Source organism: Dolichospermum circinale AWQC131C (genome assembly GCF_000426905.1).
GTDB classification, from domain to species: Bacteria; Cyanobacteriota; Cyanobacteriia; order Cyanobacteriales; family Nostocaceae; genus Dolichospermum; species Dolichospermum circinale.
In genome coordinates this window covers 140,484-162,495 of the sequence record NZ_KE384623.1, presented here as the reverse complement: position 1 = coordinate 162,495, position 22,012 = coordinate 140,484, and the positions used below count along the sequence as shown (strand labels likewise).

Genomic DNA, 22,012 nt, shown 5'->3' with positions numbered 1-22,012 from the left:
AAAGTCGCGGCTTTACCTTGGACATTACCAATGCTTTCAGTGATTTCTAAAGACTGCTGGTAGTGGGCGATCGCTTCTTCTATTTTTCCTGTGTTGGCGTAGATACCAGCTAAGTTATGAATAATTGACGCTTTTTGTGTTTCGTCTATTACTGGACATAGTTCTAGTGCTTTTTGATAATGTTGCTGTGCTTGTTCAATACGACCTAGTTCTTGCTTAGAACGAGCTAAATTAGTAAGGATGCGATAATCTTCAACAATATCTCGTGTATTTTCGCATATATGTAATACTTCACGAAATCGGCTGGTACTAATCCACTTATTTGTGACAACCATTCCCATTTCTGAAGCAATTTCCCCTTGTTTTCCCAACAACGCTAACCGATGAATTTCTAACCTTTCTTCCTCTACTTGAGTTTTTCCTTCTTCCCACCACAGACGATACAACACCTCAGCCGCTTGTTGATGCAAAGATTTCTCTGACCTCTCCCCCAACCCCTCTCCTGCAAGGAGAGGGGAGTTTGATTCCCCCATTCCCTGGGAGGGAAGGGGGGTTAGGGGGGTTAGGTCACTCAATTTCAACGGCAAAATTCTCGGTACTCGCAACGACTGATCAGGACTAACTTCCAACAATCCCAAGGCCACCGCCCGATTGATATAATTTTCCAAATTGGGGATATTTTCACAAACTGCGGTTAAAGCTTCCCTGGGGACTGGTAACTCAAACACCAAACCATGTGACAACATTTCCCCCATCGTTTCATCCATTTGTTGCAGCAAAGCTTCAGCTAAAACCTGTTCTCGCAACTCCACCGCATCAACTTCTAAACGATTGAGAATCGCCTTCACATCAACACTATCATCCCCTCTCTTATCCCCCCTCCTCGCTTGCGGGGAGGGGGTTAGGGGGTGGGGTGCTTGCAAAATCTTATCCAACCATTCCAGCAACCGGGGATTACCATCAGCTAACCTCCGCGCTTGCGATTTCAACGCCTCATCTACCTGAGATTTTGCCTTAAAAGCCTCAAGACGACTACACTTTTTGCTTAAATCTGCCCCCCGCATTCCCTCCAACGGCTGTTTATAGAAATACCGCAACTGGCTAAATTCAAAATCATAACGACAGGTGATAATTAACCGATGATTGGTGTATGTTTCCCGAATTGCCCAAACTAAGGCTGTTAAAACCTCTGCTGCTGCTGTTTTCAGGATAAAGCTATCCTGACGAGATTCTAAATTATTTTCAAAATCATCCAACACCAATAAAAACGGATTTTTCCCAGCGTTCCACAACTGCTGAAATACCCGCTTTAACCTAAATTTCAATTCCTCATCAGGATTTTGTAGCTGTTGGCGTTGTTCGTGATCATCGAATTTGTCCACCAACCGACTCACTAAACTCGGTTCATCAATTCTTCCCACCAACACCACACGCTGAAAATTTGGGAGTCGGTCACATAGTCTAGCTGCTAAACTACTTTTACCTAAACCACCCATGCCATAAATTAATACCCCTATTTTTTCAGTTGATTGTGTCAACGTCCTTAAACAACTTTGCAACTGACGACGACGACCGACAAAACTCTCACGGGTGGGGACTTTCACCTTACCCGCAGGATCTAAAAATTCCGTACTCACAGACAGCGGTGGTGCTGGTTGTCTTCCACGAGTCCGCAATGGTGTCACCAATTCTCCTGGTAAATTATCGGCTGCATATAATCGCAATAAATGCCAATCCCGTGCTTTGTTTTCGATTAATGTTTTATAGGTTATGGCAACTGCTTCGGTGATTTGCTTTCCTGCTGCTAATTCTTCATATAATTTCGCTGCTGCTTCCGTTGCATCAGATTCTAAAACTTTTTGTCCCCATCCCAAAACAGCTTTTGCACCAGCTTGGAGTAATTCTTCCGCCATTGAAGGGACTGAACCATAATTATCATCTTTACTTCCAGCTTGTCCAGTGCGACAACCAGACAGGAAAATCAATTTGGGTAATCGGAATTGTAGTGCTTGTTTGAAATCTTCTGCACTCGCATAAAAAGCTTCTCCGGTTTCGGTTTCGGTAATGAATTGGGGTTGTCCGTTGGTAATTGTGGCATGACCGGTAATATGGAAAATATCAAAATAATCTTTACCGTAATCTGCGACTAAATAACCCAATTCCGATAAACAACCGCTTTCTTCCACTGTCAAAGCTAAAGGTTGTCTTCCTGTCGCTTTTAAAATTTGCCCTTCTTCTGCTTCATAATCTAATTCAGGTTCTACTCCTTGGGGGGAAGTAGCCATAAATAAAACTTGCAAAGCCCGGTTTTCTGGGGTTTTCTCTACAGACAATGTTTTTACAGAGTCCGATGATACCCACCGGACGGGAATAATTAACCGTTGAACGAGAAAGGTTTTACCATCGTGCAGGACTTCCCAAGGTAAATGATTGAGAGACTTTCCAGAATTTAGAGACGTTGTATTATTTTGTAGAGACGTTCCATGGAACGTCTCTACATTCTCGACAGAGGTACGAATGGCTAAAATGATTCCTTGACCCTGATGTTGATGTTGATTGATGAGGTTTTGTAACCATCTGTCACTCCCATCTAACCACCTATACAGATGCTTTCCTGTGACTGCGTAATCTTCCGCAAAGGAGGAAACGTAATAATCTCTTTCTGCTAACTCGATTAAATTAGTAATTTCGCTCAGATCGAGTGTGCGTCTTTCGTATTGGTTGTAATTATCAGTAAAGTAGCGTAACTCTACATAATTACCGTCAACGGCTTTTAGGTCAAGGTGAAGAATCTGCACGTTATGATTCTAAAATTTGGCGAATTTGTTCAATTGTAGCATTTTCTAACAACAATCGTCTACCGTTTCGGCCGACAATCAGAACTTTAGCAATCTTTTTACCAGACTGTTTTTGTTTATACTCTTGATACCATTTGCGGATTTGTTCAGCAATGGCCAGAGTTCCACCCACAAGACCAACTATAGTGGCTACAGTGGTAATTACTGCCTCTTTTTCGATTTCTTCTGAATTTACGGTATAGTTACCAGTTATACCCTCAATTGCCAAAAGTTCTTCTGTGGCTGTAATTGCGTTTTCACCTTCAATAGCAAATTTAATTTCTGTCATAAATTTACCTAAAAATACTTAATTTTTATTCCTATTGCTCACTACTTTAAAATATTCAGGACTTACGCAACTGGCACATTGGTAGGGTGCGTCAGATATCAACAATCTGTTTATTTGCATGATTTATGCAGTAGTAAAACACTCTACCACAGATTTTTGGCGTGACACTTGCGTAAGTTCTAATATTAAATATAATGAGAAATATTTCCCATTTAGGTATTTACAATTTTTGCATATTGTGACTAAAAGGATCAAAATCTCTAGGAAATTTGGTACTTTCATCATAATATGCACCATGTAAATTCGCGCCATAGAACTTGGTGTAATGCAGTCTAGCACCTCTAAGATTTGCTTCAGTTAAATTAACACCAGATAAATTCGCTCTAGTTAAATTGGCCTGGGCTAAATTCGCTCTACTCAAATTCGCTCCCCACAGTTTAGCTTTGGCTAAATTTGCTTCGCTTAAATCTGCTCCCCATAAATTAATTCCTGGTAAATAAGCATTAATTAGTTTAGCTTTGACTAGTTTAGCCGAAACGAAATATCTTTCTCCCGCAGCATAACGCCGTTTTAGTTCCTCAGTGTCCATATCTTGTTAACCTAATTGAGTAACAAAACCTCTATCTCCACAATATACTCTCGGTCAATCAATTTTGGATTTTGGATTTTGGATTTTAGATTTTCCTCTTCTTATTCTGACCGAAAATAATGGGATACAAGCCCAGTCCTTCTAGGAGAGAAATTACCAAGTAACAACGACTTACAAAAGTTAGTTATGACTCAAGCCAAGAAAATTTTGGATTTTGGATTTTAGATTTTAGATTTTAGATTCAGCAAGCCCTAAATAATAAAAACGCCTGAGTTTTTTCTAACCCAGGCGTTTTCCGTATAACTTTATACTACTTTACTAGTTTTGTGACATTTTAGACTCGCAACTCCAATAACGGGAAGTATAAGCAGTGCGAGGGAAGTTGTAACAAGTATCAAGTAAAGTGGTATCACTCCTTGCATTTACTAATTATACTTGTTTGAACACCAAACAGCTAGTGTAGAGAGTGACACTTTCTTAACTGACACTAAATGTTCTCTAAATAACTTTAACTTCGATTAAGAGTCTTTGGCTATCAGTAATTTTTACATTGTCAAAAGTTTACATACTTCAGCGTCGGTTGTTTGCTGAAAATCCTCGTACCAAATCCCAATTGCATACAAATCTGCTGGTGTTATTACGGATACAACCTGATCTACCTCTGCTCTTAATTCTTCACAAGTAGATACCGCCGCCACGGGAACAGCTACTACAAGCCTCCGGGGTTGTTGTTTTTTCAATGTAGCGATCGCTGCTCGGATAGTAGCACCCGTAGCAATACCATCATCAACTAAAATAATAGTACGATTCTTTACTTCTAAAGGAGGAAGATCACCGCGATAAGCATGGTTACGTCGGTCTAATTCCCGTATTTCCATTGCTACTACTTCATCAATAGTTGCTTGGGAAATCTGCAATGAATCTACGACATTCTCATTCATAACACGGACTCCTCCGGTCGCAATAGCCCCCATGGCCAATTCCTTGTGTCCAGGTACACCTAGTTTCCGCACCAAGCAGATATCTAAGGGTGCATTAAGTTCCTTTGCTACCTCATAAGCCACAGGTACACCACCACGGGGAAGCCCTAATACTAAAATATCAGGACAATGGGCATATTCTGTTAACTGAGCAGCTAACAGTTTTCCTGCTTCCGTGCGATTATGGAATTTTTTAAGCATATTATTATACCTCGTTATGAAAATAAGTCTCTAATTGAAGCTAGAAATTTGATCGTTAATCCCGTAATGACACTATAAAGACAAAATTCCCCCTCTAATTTGAGGGTAGCAATAAAATCCGAGGAATTGTTAAATCAAATTACCAACCAAAACTTTATTAGAGGTTTTATTCTTAAATTTTATCTCAATTTTTTGAGCTAAACTAAAGAGAGTGGGATGATCTCTGGTAGTAAGTTCTCTAAATTACACATCTACATAACTCCAGTAAAAATGTCTGAAGATGCCCATAAATCACCTGAAATCCAAGAAGTAATTGGATTAAAGCCGCAACACTTTGCTGACTTAGTTAGAGCCGCACAATTAATTTTTGACCCGACTGCGGGAGTTACCGGCAGAAATGTTAAAATTGATTGGCAGGATTTTGGTATTCCTAGAAATATAGAAGATAATCTCAGAATTATCGGGGAAGAATTTCAATATGCTTCTCCCCATGTTTCTGCTGATATTATTTGGGGTAAATTAACTACAGAAACTCGAATTTGGTTTCTGAAAAACAAAGATCAATTGTGGCAATTTGAGGAAATTTTACCTGCACTTGACGAAGATTAACTATTGCCAAAAATATCTTGATCAAGTAGGATATATATATTTTCTATCCTACTTGTTTATTAGAAGAAAATGTTGATAAAAATTGCCAATACCCAGGTTTTAGTAGGTTCGTTATTTTTGATATTTCCATTAATAATATCAGGTTTAAATAACTCTGATGTTGCTTTAGCCGCAAGTAAACAAAAATATAGTAATTCAATTACTAATCAGCAAATAGTTGTTAATAAAACTGAATTTGGAGTCAGGATAATTAACTCATCAGGAAAGGTCAATTTTTTTCCAACAACTACCGTTCCCTTAAAAGAAGGTGATGCTTATGGTTGGAGAATTACACTTGATAAATATTCGGGTAAAGTCCAATGGAGAGAGGTTTTAACTTTACCAAAAGCTCCCGAAACTTGGATCACAGAAAATCGTGAAAATATCTCCATATCAAAAAATGGAAAAACGGCAACTTCGACCCGAATCCAAACACCTATTAATGGTGTGATTGAAAATTTCTGGACTATTTCTCCTGGAGATCCTTTAGGTAAACATCAAATACAAGTTTATATTGATGAGCGTTTACTGGGGACTTTTGAATTTGAAATAGTCCCATTTTAAAATAACCATTTTGTGATAGATGTAAATATAGGATATTTTTTATCAACTAATTATGTCAATCACATCTTACATTTTTCTAGCTGGTGCTAGTCGCGGTGTTGGCCAAGAAATCGCTAAATATTTGACAGCACAGGAAATTCAAGTTAAAGCACTTGTGAGAACAGAAACCGCTGCTGTAGAACTAAAAGCAATGGGTATTCATCCAGTTTTAGGAGATGCTTTAAATGCGGCAGATGTTGAACAGGGAATGTTAGGAAATGAACCTATTCAAGCGGTTATCAGTACATTAGGAGGTTTACCGACAGATGATATCAAACCCGATTATATCGGTAATAAAAACCTGATTGATGCCGCAGTTAAAGCGGGAGTAAAAAAGTTTATTTTGGTAACTTCTATTGGGAGTGGTGATAGTGTGGTAGCTTTACCACCCCAAGCATTAGCAGCACTCAAACCCGTTTTAATTGAAAAAGAAAAGGCTGAACAATACCTGATTTCCAGCGGACTGAACTATACAATTATTCGTCCTGGTGGTTTAAAATCAGAACCTGCTACCAACAACGGAATTTTAACTGAAAATCCTCAAATTGTGGGGACTATTCATCGTGCAGATGTTGCTAAATTAGTTTGTCGTTGTTTAAATTCTCCTAATTCTGATCAGAAGATATTATCAGCCATAGATCGAAATATGGTATATCCAGGATTACCGGAATTTGTGGAATTTAATTTAGATTAGGGATTTTTGAAAAATAAATCATCTAATTTATTAATTTATTAGGGTGTGTTAAAGTTGAAGATAACACACCCTATAGTTGAGGATCTTTTTTTAATTGTCAGTTCCTTAGTTATTATTGATGTTGAGGACGGAGGACTAAAGTCCTCACTACTAACTAAATTTAAACAGAAAATACTACTCGAAAACCACAAATTCGTAAACCACCGTCTGCTTCATTCCAACTTCTACTAGCGCTGCGACAAAGTTCCGCGTTAAAATTCCACGCACCACCCCTTAAAACTCGACGATGTTGATCACCACCATTTTCCCAGACACTACCATCTATAGGCGCTCCATGATAGTTATTATGCCAAGGATCGGCACACCATTCCCATACTAAACCGTGCATATCATATAAACCAAAAGCATTTGCAACTTCAAAATAACCAACATTTGTTGTTTGTTTACGAAATCTACTTTTTCGTTCTCCAACATAAGTATCACTACCACTACAGTTAATTAAATCGGAGGTAATTGTTTCTCCAAAATGAAAAGATGTGGTAGTTCCTGCACGACAAGCATACTCCCATTCTGCTTCACTAGGTAGACGATATTCTCTACCAGTTTTAATTTTTAATCTAGCACAAAATTCTACAGCTTCATACCAAGAAACATTTTCTACTGGCAGATTTGTACCTTTAAATTTCGAGGGGTTGGGATGTAATTCTTGTTGAACTTTTGGTAAAGCTGCTACTATTCTCCATTGTGCTTGAGTAATAGGATATTTAGCCATAAAAAAAGATGGAACTATTACTTGATGTTGGGGACGTTCATCACTATCACCTTCACAAACAGGAGAACCCATGATAAAAGTCCCATTAGGAATTGATACCATTTCCAAAGTTGTATTTCGGCCTAATTCCTCATGAAAATATTTAGAATTACGTCTATCACGGTTAACTTCTCTCCCAGTAGTGTCTACAGTAATGACATAAAAATCAAAGTTATACAAAGGAGGTAAGGGAACAATAATTTTGGTGGGAGGTGGTGGAGGTAATGGTGTTAATGGTGGTTTAGAAACAGGGGGGAATTTAATGACAACGGGGGATTTAGCAAAATTCAAATCATGTAAAACATCCATTGCTGACTGATATCTATCACTAGCAAAATGTTGGAGTAATTTATTTAAAATTTGCTTAAATTCATCACTAATAGTAATTCCTTTAAGTTGTAAACGTTCCTTCCATAACCATTTAGCATTCATAGCATCATAAAGATGATCTTTTAGTTGTCCATAATCATCTTGTAATGGTAAATCTTGAGTTAATAACCGCACACAAGTTACACCCAAAGCATATAAATCACTTGCTTGACAAGCAAACCCGGCCATTTGTTCTGTTGGTGCATAACCGAGAGTATAAATAGCTGTTGCTTGTCTAGCTAGACTAGTTTGAGTAACTTGTTTTGCACCACCAAAATCAATTAAGACCGGTTTTTTATCACTATCTCGACGAATAATGTTTTCTGGTTTAATGTCGCGGTGAATCACATTGTGTTTGTGAACAAAATCTAAAACTGGTAATAAATCAGTCAAAAGTTGACGAACTTCTATTTCACTATAAGCTTGATTTTGCAGTTCTTCTAGAAGAGTTTTACCAATTATAAATTCCTGGACTAAATACAAACTAGAACCTTGTTCAAAATAAGCCAAAAGTCGCGGAATTTGGGAATGATTTTCTCCCAAATCATACAATCTAAAAGCTTCTTCTTTAAAAAATTCCGCAGCTTTAGCACGTTGTCCAGTTCCTTGAACTTGGGGGAAAAATTGCTTAATAACACAGGGTGCATTAAGTCTATCTACATCTTCAGCAGCGTAGGTTCTGCTAAAACCACCTTCACCTAATAATCTTAAAACCCGGTAACGGTTTCGCAGCATTTCTCCAAAGTTACTTTCTTGACAACTTTGGCAAAATTTAGAGGTTTTCGGATTAAAGGGGTTAGAACAATTGGGATTTTGACAAATTTGCATAGAACTTGGGAAAATAGCATCCTGTAAAAGTAGTCCCCAATTTTATTAATTTGTCAAAACAATATTGATTGTTGTTAGAAAAAAATAGTCAAAATATAAATTAGTTTATGGGGGAAAGTGAAAAAATCTGAGTTGTGATTTACTTATAAATAACACTTTGGGCTAGAAAAATCTGTGCTGTTTGTTGCACAGATTCTAATTTTTTTCCCAGTCCATTTCCTGTAAGTTGGGTTAAGCAATAGCGCAACGGAACGCTCATGTTGGGTTTTATACTTCAACCCGACCTAAATCAAAGCTTTTTCCAATTTGGACTAGGTATTGTAAGAACCAAAACTTTCTAGGAAAATTGCGGATATTATGGTAAATTTACTGGAAAGTCAAGGGAAAATACATAAATTCTCTTTTATACTATTGAATAATTTGATAATCACAGTTGTAGTAGATTTGACAAGATTTTATAATTTTGGTATGTCTATGGATGTTTTAGAAATGTACTTTAACTTTTTTTATGTCACATTCTCCTACACCAGATAAAGATTTAACTCAGCAATTCTCTAAATTAATAGGGATATTAAAGAATAATCCCATATTAATTAATATTATAGTGGCACTAGGAACGGGATCAATTTCATGGGCATTTTATTCGAGTGATTTTCAAAACCAGACGTATCAAGAAGCAAAAATTAATTTGGAAGAAGTGTGTATACATGAGACAACTAAAGAAGCATTCAGGAAGAGATATCCAAACAAGAACTTAGAAGATTATGACTTAGCTACCCCTTCCCACAAGTTAATCACGGATAAGCCACTGGTTTATCCAGTATTTCGATGGGTATGTGAGTTCAAAACAAAAGGAAGTATTCATGGTATTGATCAACAGGAGCGTCTTCCAGTAGGCCTTGATTTGGATAAATATTGTCTACAAACATACAAGGATCAATCATTGAAGAAAGCAACTCATCGAAATTACAAAGATCCTAATTCTTTGTATTGTGTTAACCCTAATTGAGAATACACAGTTATTAGCATAACAAGTGCTAAAGAACCACAATAAATAAAATCAATAAAGACCTAGATTTGTGGAGATTTAGCACTGCTAAACCGCTCCGTATTCAGGATATCTGAGATTGTGGGATAGGATTTCAAGATTGGGAAAATACCTACTTCACAAGAATTTAAACTTCACAAATTAACTCACCGGCTTTTTTAGTAAAACGACTGTTTTCTCGATAATCTACCCGACAGTCTATAACTGCTGGAACATCTTGATCGAGCGCTTCTTTCAGCATAGGAACTAAATCTGTAGCAGATTCAACTCGATAACCTTTTAATCCCATACTTTCAGCAAATTGGACAAAATCAGGATTACCAAAATGAACAAAAGATGAGTTACCTTTACCAAATTGATTTTCTTGTTTCCACTCAATTAAACCATAGCCACCGTCATTAAAAATCAGAGTTACAAAGGGAGTTCCCACTCGCAAAGCTGTTTCTAATTCTTGACAATTCATCATAAAACCACCGTCACCAGTTGCAGCGACAACTTTACGATTTGGATAGACTAATTTTGCGGCCAATGCACCAGGAATAGCAATACCCATAGCCGCAAAACCATTAGAAATAATGCAAGTATTGGGGCTATGACAATGATAATGTCTAGCAATCCACATTTTATGTGCGCCAACATCAGAAATCACAATATCATCTGGTCCCATAACCTGCCGCAAATCATAAATTAATTTTTGCGGTTTAATAGGAAATTGATCATCTTGGGCATATTCTTCATAATCAGCCCGAATATTAGGACGTAAGCTGATAGAATAGGGATTGGGTTTATTTTGTCTATCTGCTAATTTTAAGATCTCATTCAGGGAATCAGAAATGTCTCCTACTACTTCCAATTTGGGAATATAACTACTGTCAATTTCTGAAGACGTTGCTGCAATATGAATAATAGGAATTGTCCCTTCAGGATTCCATTTTTTAGGAGAAAATTCAATTAAATCATAACCAATAGCTATGACTAAATCTGAATTATCAAAGCCGCAGGTGATAAAATCCCGTTGTTGTAATCCCACAGACCAAAGTGCTAAAGGATGAGTGTAGGGAATCACACCTTTACCCATAAAAGTATTCACAACAGGAATATTCATTTGGGTAGCAAATTGTGTTACTGCGTCGCTAGATTGGGCGCGAATTGCACCATTTCCTACTAAAATGATGGGATTAACTGCTTGGGAAATTGTCGCAGCAGCAGCGCGAATACTGGCAAAGGAAGCATAGGTTTTTTCACTATTATCCTTATTTAAAGGTTTCCCTTCTACGGGCATAGCGGCTATATTTTCCGGTAAATCAATGTGTACAGCACCAGGTTTTTCTGTTTGCGATCGCTTGAAGGCTTTTCTGACGACTTCTGGTGTAATACTTGGTCTAACAATCTGTTTATTCCACTTAGTAACGGGGGCAAACATAGCCACTAAATCCAAATATTGATGAGATTCAATGTGCATTCTATCTGTTCCTACCTGGCCGGTAATTGCCACTAATGGCGCACCATCTAGATTAGCATCTGCCACCCCTGTCATTAAATTAGTTGCCCCAGGACCAAGAGTAGAAAGACAGACTCCGGCTTTTCCTGTTAACCTACCATAAACATCGGCCATGAATGCAGCACCCTGTTCATGACGGGTAGTAATAAATTGAATTGATGATTTTTTTAAAGCTTCTAAAACGTGCAGATTTTCTTCTCCAGGAAGTCCAAAAACATATTGAACTCCTTCGTTTTCTAAACACTGTACTAATAATTCTGCGGTATTCATAAGTTTGGTAATTGGTGATTACTATTTCACTAAATTTCTAAGTTTCTAATAACGAACCACAGAGGCACGGAGAACACAGAGAGAAAATACTATGTTTCCTTTACTTGACCCAAATAGTTTTTACATTGACAAATTCATGTAAGCCTTGAATACTTAATTCTCTGCCATAGCCAGAACGTTTAATGCCACCAAAAGGTAAACGGGGATCAGATTTGACCATGCTGTTAATAAATACTGCCCCGGCTTCGATTTCTTGAATTAGGCGATTTTGTTCTTCTGTATTTGTTGTCCATGCACTTGCACCTAAACCAAAGGGAGTATCATTAGCTAATTTAATCGCAGTGTTGATATCAGGAACTCGGAATAATAATGCCACAGGTCCAAAAAATTCTTCTTGGGCAATTGGTGTATCTACAGGAATATCTATGATAATTGTTGGTGGGTAAAAGTTCCCCGACATTTCTGTTAAAGGATGTCCACCTGTGAGGATTTTACCGCCACTTTTGACGGCTTTTTTCACTTGTTGGTCTAATTCTTGGAGAATATTGGAAGTTGCTAAGGGTCCTAAATCTGTATCTTGGTCCATGGGATTACCAATTTTTAGAAATTGGAATTTTTCTAACAGCAATTTTTGAAATTTATCAGCAACAGCCTCAGTAATAATAAAGCGTTTGGCCGCAATACAAGATTGTCCGTTATTCAACATTCTCGCTGTCACCGCAGTAGAAACTGCTGTTTCTAAATCAGCACTTTCTAAAACTATAAATGGGTCACTTCCCCCCAATTCTAAAACAGTTTTTTTGATTTGTTTCCCAGCTGCAACGGCGAGAGATATCCCTGCTGGTTCACTACCTGTTAAAGTAGCGGCTTTAACTCGATCATCGGCCATTAAATCAGCAACTTGATCTGCACCAATTAATAATGTTTGAAATACACCAGCAGGAAAACCAGCACGATGAAAAATGTCTTCAATTGCCAATGCACATTGTGGTACATTGGAAGCGTGTTTGAGTAAGGCTACATTGCCCGCCATCAGTGCCGGTGCTGCAAACCTGAAAACTTGCCAAAAAGGAAAATTCCAGGGCATGACGGCGAGAATAACCCCTAACGGCTGATATTTTACAAAGCTATGACTAGCATCAGTTTTAACAGTGACATCAGCCAGAAAACTAGGAGCATTTTCGCCATAATAACGACAAACAAGGGCGCATTTTTCGACTTCAGCAATGGCAGCTTTTAATGGTTTACCCATTTCCAAAGTCATTAATTTCCCCAAATCTGCCTTTTCTTGGTCTAAAATAGTCGCTGCTTGTTCTAACCAGTGAGACCTCTCTAAAAAACTTGTTTGACGGTATTCTTGAAAAGCCTTTCCTGCTAAATCTAATTTAGCAGCAATTTCCATTTTTTGTAACGGCTCAAAAATTTTCAGTGTTTCCCCGGTATAGGGGTTAATAGTAGCTATAGCCATTATCTGACCTCTGAATAAAAAAATAGTCTCAATAATTCGTAATTTAATTATTCTCTATTCTTTTTTGCCTATCATTTATGATCTAACACATTCATAACTCATATTTTAGACATTTTGGCTGAAAAATATTCACAAGCTGAATAGGAAATTAACAGTTACATTGGTGGTAATTCTAAAGGAATATTCCCCAATAATCCTTTCCGAAAATCGGTGATCATTTGTCTAGCTGTACGTTCTATGTCTCCTTTGTAGCGATGTTCTGCTAAAGCTTGTAAATACGCTTCCCCTGTGTGGATAACAGAGTCAAGATCATATCGTGTTAGTAATGGATGGGGTGGTAAAAATTTTGGGTATGTTTCCTGAAGTTCATTAAGTATATCTACGAATGCAGCGGCGATGAGTTGGTTATCATAGGATGCTTCACCGATATCATCACAAATGGCTAATTTCACTCCTGCGGCCTGGCTATCGAGTCTAGCGGGGATGACACCCGGTGCATCTAATAATTCTAGCTGATCCGAAATTCTGACCCATCGTAGTTGACGGGTAACACCGGGACGGGCAGCACTTTCTACCACTCGTTTACCTATGAGACGGTTAATTAGAGCCGATTTACCGACATTGGGAAAACCAATAACCACAGCGCGGACGGGACGGGGTAACATTCCCCGTTCTTGACGACGTTTGTTAAGTTCTATACCTGCGATTTGGGCGGCTTTGGCGATCGCTGTAATGCCCTGTCCATGTTGAGCATCGGTAAAATATGGAACTTCACCCTGATTTTTAAACCACTCTATCCAGCGCGATCGCACCTGTGGTAAAATCATATCTACTCGGTTAAGTACCAGTATCCGCGTTCTTGTTCCCACCCATTCATTCATTTGTGGATGGTTTGTTGCTAGGGGAATACGAGCATCTCGTACTTCTAAAACCACATCTACCCGTTTTAGCTGTTCCTTGAGATTCTTTTCAGCTTTGGCGATGTGTCCAGGATACCATTGGATTAGATTTAATTTGTAGTTTTGTGTAATAGACATTTATTGTTAGTTGTTAATCGTTAGTTGTTCGTTGTGACTAATAACTTCCCATATTAGTTAGATTGATGTAAAATTAATCTGTTACCATCGGGGTCATAGGCGTAAATTTCTTTACCATGGGAAGCAGTATAAATTATTCCCGGTGGGGGATAACCTAAAGATGTCAAGTAAGATATGGCGCTTTCTAAATTATTGACTTCTAAACACAAACTTAGGGGACTTTGGGAATTAGTGACAAATTCTGCTGCGTTAACTGGTTTGGGTTGAAAAATGCCTAATTTTAAACCAGGGATTTCAAACTCAGCATAAATACGGGGGATGAGTTTTTTTGGTTCTTGTTCTAGTAATTGAGTATAGAAACTAAGGATACAATCAAAATTAACTGTAGCTATGGTGATGATTATACTATTATATTGCATATTTAGGAGTTGCTGAAGAAATAACGTCTTTGGGTTTGAGGACTTATTGCTGGAAGTGATAATTATTTTAATAATGTGATTATCAAAACTGAGTTAATTAGGACTTAGGCAAGTGTCACAAAAAATTATCATATCATTTGTTTGTAGTCAGGGCTTTAGCCCTGATCTTATTTTCCTATGATAGATAAATTATCACATTTGTTTGTAGTCAGGGCTTTAGCCCTGATCTTATTTTCCTATGATAGATAAATTCTGACAAAAATTATCGTGGCATAATATCATCTAGACGCAGTTGTAAAGAAGGTAAAAGAGAAGATTTGATATATTCTCCTAAACGATATTGTTGCTGACTATAATCTTCCCCAATTAATTGACAAACTGTAAATGTCGGTTGCTTTGGTTTACCAATGAAAACCACTCCTCCCAAACCTCGATAATCAACAATCCAATATTCAGAAATTCCTAATAAAGCATATTCTTCAACTTTACGAGCATAATCTGTTTCCCAGTTAGTGCTGACAACTTCAACCACTAATTTAATTGATTGTCCTAAAGCAATAATTGGTTGATGTTCCCAAAAAGGCTCATGGTGCAGCAAAGTTTCATCTAATACTACAATATCAGGTCGTCGGGCTGTGGCTATTTCTGCAAAAGGACGGATAAGACAGGTACGAGGGATAAACCAAGGAAGTTGTGCATTAGTAATAGCAATACCCAGTTGAGTTGCTATTTTACCACCGACGGTTTCGTGGGGTCCTGTTGGTTCCATGTCAATCAATTCTCCGTCTGCAAGTTCATAGCGGGGGTTGTTACTGTATTCAAGGATGAAATCTGCAAAAGTTAATAATTTTGTTAATGCTTGAACCATAACTCACCTCCATCTTTATTGATTATGATTATTGATTATGATCCGTTACGGTCACTAGTTGAGTTAAATGCTTGAGAACACGCAATACATCATATAATTCATTGCCAGGATTACGCATTAAGAAACCTTTTGATAAAGAATAACGAGTAGGTTTTCCTTTGACTAATTTCACAAAAATAAACTGGCTACCTGTAGCAATCATCCCAAAACTGGGTTGATCATGATAGGGATTACCTAACATATATGATAAAATTTGCGCTAGTCCTTCTTCAATAGAAAATGAAGCTTTTTTTGACTCAATAATCATCACCCATAATTGATTTTTTAAAACTAAAATATCCATTCTCCCTTTAATAATTACATTTTCATCTGGTACAGCAATATCTATAGATTCTTCCGATTTTACATAAAAAGGAGATAGGTAAAAATCGCCGATAAAAAGTATTGGATCTACAATTGCCATTCTGACAATATCTTCTAGTAATGGTGAATAATTGAGAAGATTCAAATAACCAGCTTTTACTTTGTCTAAAAGTTGTTTATCTAAATCTGTAATTTCTGGTAATCCTGCTTGCCATTCCCAGAAAAATTGTCCATCTAAAACTAACTCAATGCCAAAATTATCAATTAAGTAGCGTAAATTAATATCTTTTTCTGGGAGTGTTTGTGTCATTATTTGGTTGGTGATTGGTAATAGGCAGCAATATTTAATATTTTATTTAGAACCGCTATAATCATTTAATGCTTGTTTTAATTCCTCCACTAGCTGGAAATATCATCATATACTTGGTATTATGGAAATTTATTGATCTCAATATTTACCGCTGGTGAAGGAAAAAGAATTTAAAAAAAGGCAAATATAGAAGAGAATTATGGGATATCCTGAGATCAATAGGACAGATATTCGCCAAATTAAAGTAGAATGAAGCTGGCAGAAAGAGTAAGTAGGGTAACACCTTCCATCACCTTAGCCATTACAGCTAAAGCTAAGGCTATGAAGGATAAGGGTATAGATGTTTGTAGTTTTAGTGCTGGAGAACCGGATTTTGACACCCCAGCGCACATTAAAGCCGCAGCCTCAAAGGCTTTGGCTGAGGGTAAAACCAAATACGGTCCAGCCGCAGGAGAACCAAAGTTAAGGGAAGCGATCGCTCGCAAGCTAAAAAATGATAATGGTCTTAATTATAAGCCAGAAAATGTCATTGTCACCAATGGTGGTAAACATTCTCTTTACAATTTAATTGTAGCACTGATTGATCCCGGTGATGAGGTGATTATCCCCGCTCCATACTGGTTAAGTTACCCCGAAATGGTAACTTTAGTCGGTGGGAATTCAGTGATTGTAGAAACAGACGCTTCTACAGGGTACAAAATCACCCCAGAACAACTGAAACAGGCCATTACCCCAAAAACTAAGTTATTTGTCCTTAACTCCCCTTCCAACCCCACCGGGATGGTATACACGGCGGCGGAAATTAAGGCTTTAGCACAGGTAATAGTTGATGCAGATATCTATGTGGTTTCTGACGAGATCTACGAGAAGATTCTCTATGACGGTGCAGAACATATCAGTATTGGTGCTTTAGGTGAAGAGATTTTTAACCGGACTTTAATCAGTAACGGTTTTGCTAAAGGTTACGCAATGACAGGTTGGCGCTTGGGTTACTTAGCCGGACCTGTAGAAATTATCAAGGCCGCTAGTACCATCCAAGGACATAGTACCTCAAATGTGTGTACTTTTGCTCAATATGGAGCGATCGCTGCTTTGGAGGGTTCTCAAGACTGTGTAGAGGAAATGCGTCAAGCCTTCGCTAAACGTCGTCAAGTCATGTTAGACAGACTCAACGCTATTCCTGGTTTGAGTACCGCTAAACCCGACGGTGCTTTTTACCTATTCCCAGATATCAGCAAAACCGGCTTAAAATCCCTGGAATTTTGTGACGCATTATTAGCCGAACATCAAGTTGCAGTTATTCCGGGCATAGCTTTTTGTGCTGATCATAACATTCGTCTTTCCTATGCTACGGATTTGACGACCATTGAAAAGGGAATGGATAGATTAGAGAAATTCGTGCTTTCTCGCATCTAATTAAGTGATTATACTGAATTATTCTCAGATTGCATAGGATAATTTATCTGACAAGACCGACGCTTTCAGAACCAAGAGAGGAGTTTGGGAAATGTATTAATCTTTATCTGCGGCTAATAATTCTGGATATTTGATTCTATGTAGCCTGATATTAACTTGGTAATAAACCCATTTCCTGTAAACCCTGATGAAGTCGTTGTGCTTCTTCGGGGTTATATAGTTCATGGAGAGAAATAGCATATTCAAAAGCTTCTAAACTAGCGGAAACATGACCAATTTTCAACAACACAACCCCCAAATTTTGATAAGCTTCTGCATAATCAGGATTGAGATTAATAGCATGATTATAGCAATCAATAGCCAGGGAAAATAATCCCATAGCTTTACATACCATCCCCAAATTATAATAACCAATTACGAAATTAGGATCAATTTTGATAGCTGTTTCATAAGCAATTTTTGCTGCTGGTAAATCTCCAAGATTTTTTAATAAATTTCCCAAATTATTATATCCTCCTAATTTTAGAAGTGGATAAATAGGTAATTTTACCGCAGCTTGATAATGATGAATAGCTGAGGATAGATCTTGTAAATGTGTATAACCAATTCCCAAATGATAATGTAATTCATACAAAATATCATCATTTATATCTTGATTAAATTGATTAGTAATTAATTGATTTAACCCTCGATTTAATAAATCCATACCTTGATTAATTTTGTGATTATGCACATACAAAGCCCCCAATTTACTACAAACATAAGCATCATGGGGATGATTTGCAAAAAATTCCTCCATTGCTGCGGAGGCCTTAGCATATTTATCCACTGCATTAATCACAGATTTTTGATAACCAGTATGCAGAATTGCTACCCCTGGTAAATAACCAACTTCCCAAGATGGTTCTTGAGTTAAAATTGTCGTCACACTATCATCAATTAAAGCATGATAAGGGCGATCAAAATATATATTTGGATGATTACGAAATAGTCGAGAAACCAGAGAATAAGGTGATTGTGTAGAACCGACTTCTTGACGCACCAAATTAATAACAAGATATTCTTCCTTAACCATAACTAATTTAAGTAAAGGAATAATTTCTGAGGTTAAAGTTTCATCAGCATCTAAAACCAAAATCCAATCACCAGTCACATATTTTAAAGCCTGATTTCGAGCCGAACTAAAATTATTATTCCAAGTAAAATAATAAACCCTAGCCCCAAATTGTTCAGCAATTTGAGGAGTTTTATCAGTTGAACCCGTATCCAGAACCACAATTTCATCAACAAAACCTTTCACACTTCCCAAACACCTTGGTAGAGTAGTTTCTTCATTTTTGACAATCATACACAGGCTAATTTTCATCTCGTAAAACCATAGTATTTACAAAGTTAACCAATAATACAAAACCAACTATCATCCAAGACAATTCACTTGTAAGTTCTCCTTGTCTCTCTAGTTTGTATTTCCTAAAAAAGATTTTCTTAAAAAACATATTTAAACAGGATGGAAATAATCATAAATATCTCGCGCTAACCGCGAACCAATTCCGGGAACTTCGGTTAATTGTGTAAATGTCGCTTGACGAATATAATCAACGGAGCGAAAATGAGCTAATAGTAACTTTTGTCTATGTTGTCCTAAACCTGGAATTTCATCTAAACGAGATCGTTTTAATTGATCACTTCTTTGTTGACGATGAAAACTCACAGCAAATCTATGGGCTTCGTCTCGTAATCTTCTTAATAATTGTACTCCTGGTTGTTCTGGATGAGTTTTTAAAGGTTGAGATGAATTTGGTAAAAAGATTTCTTCTTGCTTTTTAGCTAAACTAATAACCTGCAAATCTGCTAATAAATTCATTTCTGTTAAAATACCCACAACAGCAGATAATTGACCCTTACCACCATCAATCATAATTAAATCTGGCCAGTCAGAATTACCTAATCTTGTTAATTGGGGATTTTCAATATATTTTCTAAATCTTCTGTTAATAACTTCAGATAAACTAGCGAAATCATCTGAATGTCCAATTGTAATATTAGGGTTTTTAATTTTGTAATGTCGGTAATGTTGTTTGGCTGGTAAACCATCAATAAATACCACTTGAGAAGCAACAGTATTAGTACCTTGAATATGGGAAATATCATAACCTTCAATACGTTTTGGTAAATCTGGTAAATCGAGAATAGTAGCTAGATCTTGAGTTGCTTGTAGATTGCTACTTGCCAATTTTTGCATTCTTTGTAATTCATATTGGGCATTTTTTTCCACCATTTCAATTAATTCGGCTTTAGTTTGTCGCAAAGGAGCTAAAATTGTCACTTTTTTTCCTTTACGTTCTGTCAAAATATCGGACAGAATTTCACTATCTGGTAAATCATGTTGTACCAAAATTTCGCTAGGAATTTCTATATTTTCCGCTGTTTGGTAATGTTCTTCTAAAACTCGTTGTAAAATTTCTCCAGGTTCAGGGTGAGAGTCAGCAACAAAGGCCAACCGACCAACTAATTGACCAGCGCGAATTTGAAATAATTGAATATAGGCGTGTTGATTATCTGCGGCTAAGGCCACTGCATCTCGTGATACTGTATCATCAGGTAAGGATACTTTTTGATCTGCATTTAGGGATTTTAAAGCAACTATTTGATCACGGATTTTCGCCGCATTTTCAAAATCCAATTCTTCCGCAGACCTTTCCATTTGTTCTGTTAAAATATTAATTAATTCCTGAGTTCTTCCTTGAAAAACCATTGCCACTTTTTGGACAATTTTTCTATATTCTTCTGGAGAAACTAATTTTTGACAAACTCCAGGACAACGACCTATATTATAATTTAAACAAGGACGATCTTTAAACAAGGGCTGTGGTCTTTGTCGCAGGGGGAAAATGCGTTTACATAAATGCACAATTTCCCGTAATAAACCGGAATCTGTGTAGGGTCCGTAGTATTTATCTTTTTTGTGTTTTGCTAATTGACGTTTACGAGTTATAAAAATACGCGGATATTCATCTGACCAGGTAATACAAAGATAGGGATATTTTTTGTCATCTTTGAGTAAAACGTTAAAATATGGCTGATGTTGTTTAATTAAATTCGCTTCTAGTGCTAATGCTTCGGCTTCGCTATCAGTGACGATAAATTCAATTTCTGTCACTAATTTTACCATGGTGTTGATACGTTCTGTTTTATTGCTGGAGTCGCGGAAATAGGAACGGACACGAGAACGCAATTTACGAGATTTACCTATATATATTAGGCGATCGCTGCCATCTTTCATTAAATAAACCCCCGGTTCTGGAGGAATTTCCCCTAGACGATTTTCTAGTTTTTCGGGATTTTTAACTAGTGGTAGTGTTTGCGAATTTATGGTCATAATTGTCATAAATTTAATTTATGTAATTTTAGATAACAAATATTAAGATTTTTTTAAATGGCTCAGTTCATAGCATACTTCTAGACAAGTAAATACACTCCATAGAGAGATGCAAAAAAAGAGAAATAGATTTACATTGATCCTGGTGTGTCGAATAACTGCTTTTTATGAGGTTTAGCTTCATGCTAGACCTTTTTCTTTATGTGAGAAAAAATCCCAAAAGTATAATATTATATATTATTAGTTCTTTCTCATCACCCCATCACGGATTTCGTGAATATTGATATACATACTTTAGACTTTAGATAGATGAATATTAGCATCAATTAACGTACATTCAGTAGTTATGATAAACAATTGGTATATATGTAGGCTTGGTAAACCACTAAGCCTTTTTTATTGTAACTTCTTACTCACCAAAAGCACAAATATTTTCTTTAATTCTACTTTAGGTAGTAGAAATATTTATTAAGATTGAGTAGTGTTAACTTTGATTAATGCCTGAAAAACGTATATGGACTCTGAAAATAATTTCAGAGTCTTTTTTTATTTCAGATTAATTAACAGGGAAACAGTTAAAAACACTATAGTTTCGCCAAATATCATATTTTATTGATTTTGTAAACATCTTAAAGAATGATGAATAGCAATAACATCCGGTTTAAAGTAGTTATATATGGTAAACACCTGGTATATATAGAGGCTTGGCTAACACCCAAGCCTTTTTTATGTTTAATTTACCTGCTAAGATTTTATATACTTTACCCTTTATAGTGTCAATATCTGTGATGACAATGCTATATCATTTTTAGGACAATTTGGACACACTCCATAGGAAGATGATCTATCAGAAGAGTAGGATTAAATTAATTAAGTACGTTGTTAAGCACAGCAATTATGGAGGTTTGGTTGAAAGCGCCAAACCTTTTTTTTCGTTGTAACTACATGAAGCTATATCAATATTAATTTTTTGCAGGTTTAACTACAACCTCCAGGAAGAGGAGACAGGGTGAAAGTTGAAAATCACCAAAAAATCTGCCATGATGACCAGTCGAAAGTTAAATAAATAGCAACTTGGGGTAAT

General features: G+C 36.9%; 18 protein-coding genes. 5 read left to right on the top strand and 13 right to left on the bottom strand.

What is annotated here, in order from left to right; translation table 11 throughout:
• From ACIR131C_RS22875 to ACIR131C_RS0115035, 4 genes are all read right to left on the bottom strand, one after another.
• The coding region (locus ACIR131C_RS22875; protein WP_231395469.1) for a CHAT domain-containing protein at positions 1–2,798 on the bottom strand (2,798 nt) is incomplete at its 3' end.
• A 1-nt stretch (position 2,799) separates the two neighbouring features.
• The gene (locus ACIR131C_RS0115045; protein WP_028090868.1) at positions 2,800–3,126 is read right to left on the bottom strand and encodes a hypothetical protein; all 327 of its coding nucleotides are present in this window, start codon (positions 3,124–3,126) and stop codon (positions 2,800–2,802) included.
• A gap of 220 nt (positions 3,127–3,346) precedes the next feature.
• Positions 3,347–3,715, bottom strand: coding sequence for a pentapeptide repeat-containing protein (locus tag ACIR131C_RS0115040; RefSeq protein WP_028090867.1), 369 nt, complete (start codon positions 3,713–3,715; stop codon positions 3,347–3,349).
• Positions 3,716–4,260: 545 nt separating this feature from the next.
• Entirely contained in the window at positions 4,261–4,896 is a 636-nt protein-coding gene (locus tag ACIR131C_RS0115035) for a phosphoribosyltransferase (protein WP_028090866.1), read from the bottom strand.
• Positions 4,897–5,166: 270 nt separating this feature from the next.
• Between ACIR131C_RS0115035 and ACIR131C_RS0115030 the strand changes: the two genes are divergently transcribed.
• The 3 genes from ACIR131C_RS0115030 (at position 5,167) to ACIR131C_RS0115020 (ending at position 6,841) form a co-directional block, all read left to right on the top strand.
• Positions 5,167–5,505, top strand: a complete 339-nt coding sequence (locus ACIR131C_RS0115030; RefSeq protein WP_028084817.1) for a hypothetical protein — start codon at positions 5,167–5,169, stop codon at positions 5,503–5,505.
• A 69-nt stretch (positions 5,506–5,574) separates the two neighbouring features.
• Positions 5,575–6,108 carry a hypothetical protein gene (locus tag ACIR131C_RS0115025; protein ID WP_035372165.1) on the top strand — a complete coding sequence of 178 codons (534 nt, stop codon included), beginning with the start codon at positions 5,575–5,577 and terminating at the stop codon, positions 6,106–6,108.
• Between the two features lie 52 nt (positions 6,109–6,160).
• Positions 6,161–6,841 (top strand): SDR family oxidoreductase, encoded by a 681-nt coding sequence (locus ACIR131C_RS0115020; protein WP_028090864.1) that lies wholly within the window; start codon positions 6,161–6,163, stop codon positions 6,839–6,841.
• A 160-nt stretch (positions 6,842–7,001) separates the two neighbouring features.
• Here the strand turns inward: ACIR131C_RS0115020 and ACIR131C_RS0115015 are convergent, their stop codons facing one another.
• Entirely contained in the window at positions 7,002–8,849 is a 1,848-nt protein-coding gene (locus ACIR131C_RS0115015; protein WP_028090863.1) for a bifunctional serine/threonine-protein kinase/formylglycine-generating enzyme family protein, read from the bottom strand.
• A gap of 508 nt (positions 8,850–9,357) precedes the next feature.
• On the opposite strand from ACIR131C_RS0115015, the gene ACIR131C_RS0115005 reads away from it, so the two are divergent.
• Positions 9,358–9,858, top strand: coding sequence for a hypothetical protein (locus ACIR131C_RS0115005; protein ID WP_028090862.1), 501 nt, complete (start codon positions 9,358–9,360; stop codon positions 9,856–9,858).
• A gap of 166 nt (positions 9,859–10,024) precedes the next feature.
• Here ACIR131C_RS0115005 and ACIR131C_RS0115000 read toward each other — a convergent pair whose 3' ends face one another.
• The 6 genes from ACIR131C_RS0115000 to ACIR131C_RS0114975 all read right to left on the bottom strand — a co-directional run bounded on the left by ACIR131C_RS0115000 (position 10,025) and on the right by ACIR131C_RS0114975 (position 16,133).
• A complete protein-coding gene (locus ACIR131C_RS0115000) occupies positions 10,025–11,668 on the bottom strand; it encodes an acetolactate synthase large subunit (protein WP_028090861.1) in 1,644 nt (547 codons plus the stop codon).
• Positions 11,669–11,768: 100 nt separating this feature from the next.
• Entirely contained in the window at positions 11,769–13,136 is a 1,368-nt protein-coding gene (locus ACIR131C_RS0114995; protein ID WP_028090860.1) for an NAD-dependent succinate-semialdehyde dehydrogenase, read from the bottom strand.
• Positions 13,137–13,291: 155 nt separating this feature from the next.
• A complete protein-coding gene (gene ylqF / locus ACIR131C_RS0114990) occupies positions 13,292–14,173 on the bottom strand; it encodes a ribosome biogenesis GTPase YlqF (protein ID WP_028090859.1) in 882 nt (293 codons plus the stop codon).
• 53 nt (positions 14,174–14,226) lie between these two features.
• The gene (locus ACIR131C_RS0114985) at positions 14,227–14,592 is read right to left on the bottom strand and encodes a VOC family protein (RefSeq protein ID WP_028090858.1); all 366 of its coding nucleotides are present in this window, start codon (positions 14,590–14,592) and stop codon (positions 14,227–14,229) included.
• Positions 14,593–14,854: 262 nt separating this feature from the next.
• Positions 14,855–15,460 carry a Uma2 family endonuclease gene (locus ACIR131C_RS0114980; RefSeq protein ID WP_028090857.1) on the bottom strand — a complete coding sequence of 202 codons (606 nt, stop codon included), beginning with the start codon at positions 15,458–15,460 and terminating at the stop codon, positions 14,855–14,857.
• A 28-nt stretch (positions 15,461–15,488) separates the two neighbouring features.
• Complete coding sequence (locus ACIR131C_RS0114975) at positions 15,489–16,133, bottom strand: type I restriction endonuclease (protein ID WP_028090856.1); 645 nt, start codon at positions 16,131–16,133, stop codon at positions 15,489–15,491.
• Between the two features lie 249 nt (positions 16,134–16,382).
• Between ACIR131C_RS0114975 and ACIR131C_RS0114970 the strand changes: the two genes are divergently transcribed.
• Positions 16,383–17,549, top strand: coding sequence for a pyridoxal phosphate-dependent aminotransferase (locus ACIR131C_RS0114970; protein WP_028090855.1), 1,167 nt, complete (start codon positions 16,383–16,385; stop codon positions 17,547–17,549).
• 151 nt (positions 17,550–17,700) lie between these two features.
• On the opposite strand, the gene ACIR131C_RS0114965 is transcribed toward ACIR131C_RS0114970, so the two are convergent.
• Positions 17,701–18,897: a glycosyltransferase gene (locus tag ACIR131C_RS0114965; RefSeq protein WP_028090854.1), complete on the bottom strand. Its 1,197-nt coding sequence runs from the start codon at positions 18,895–18,897 to the stop codon at positions 17,701–17,703.
• A gap of 150 nt (positions 18,898–19,047) precedes the next feature.
• Complete coding sequence (gene uvrC / locus ACIR131C_RS0114955; RefSeq protein ID WP_028090853.1) at positions 19,048–20,928, bottom strand: excinuclease ABC subunit UvrC; 1,881 nt, start codon at positions 20,926–20,928, stop codon at positions 19,048–19,050.
• Positions 20,929–22,012 lie beyond the last annotated feature (1,084 nt).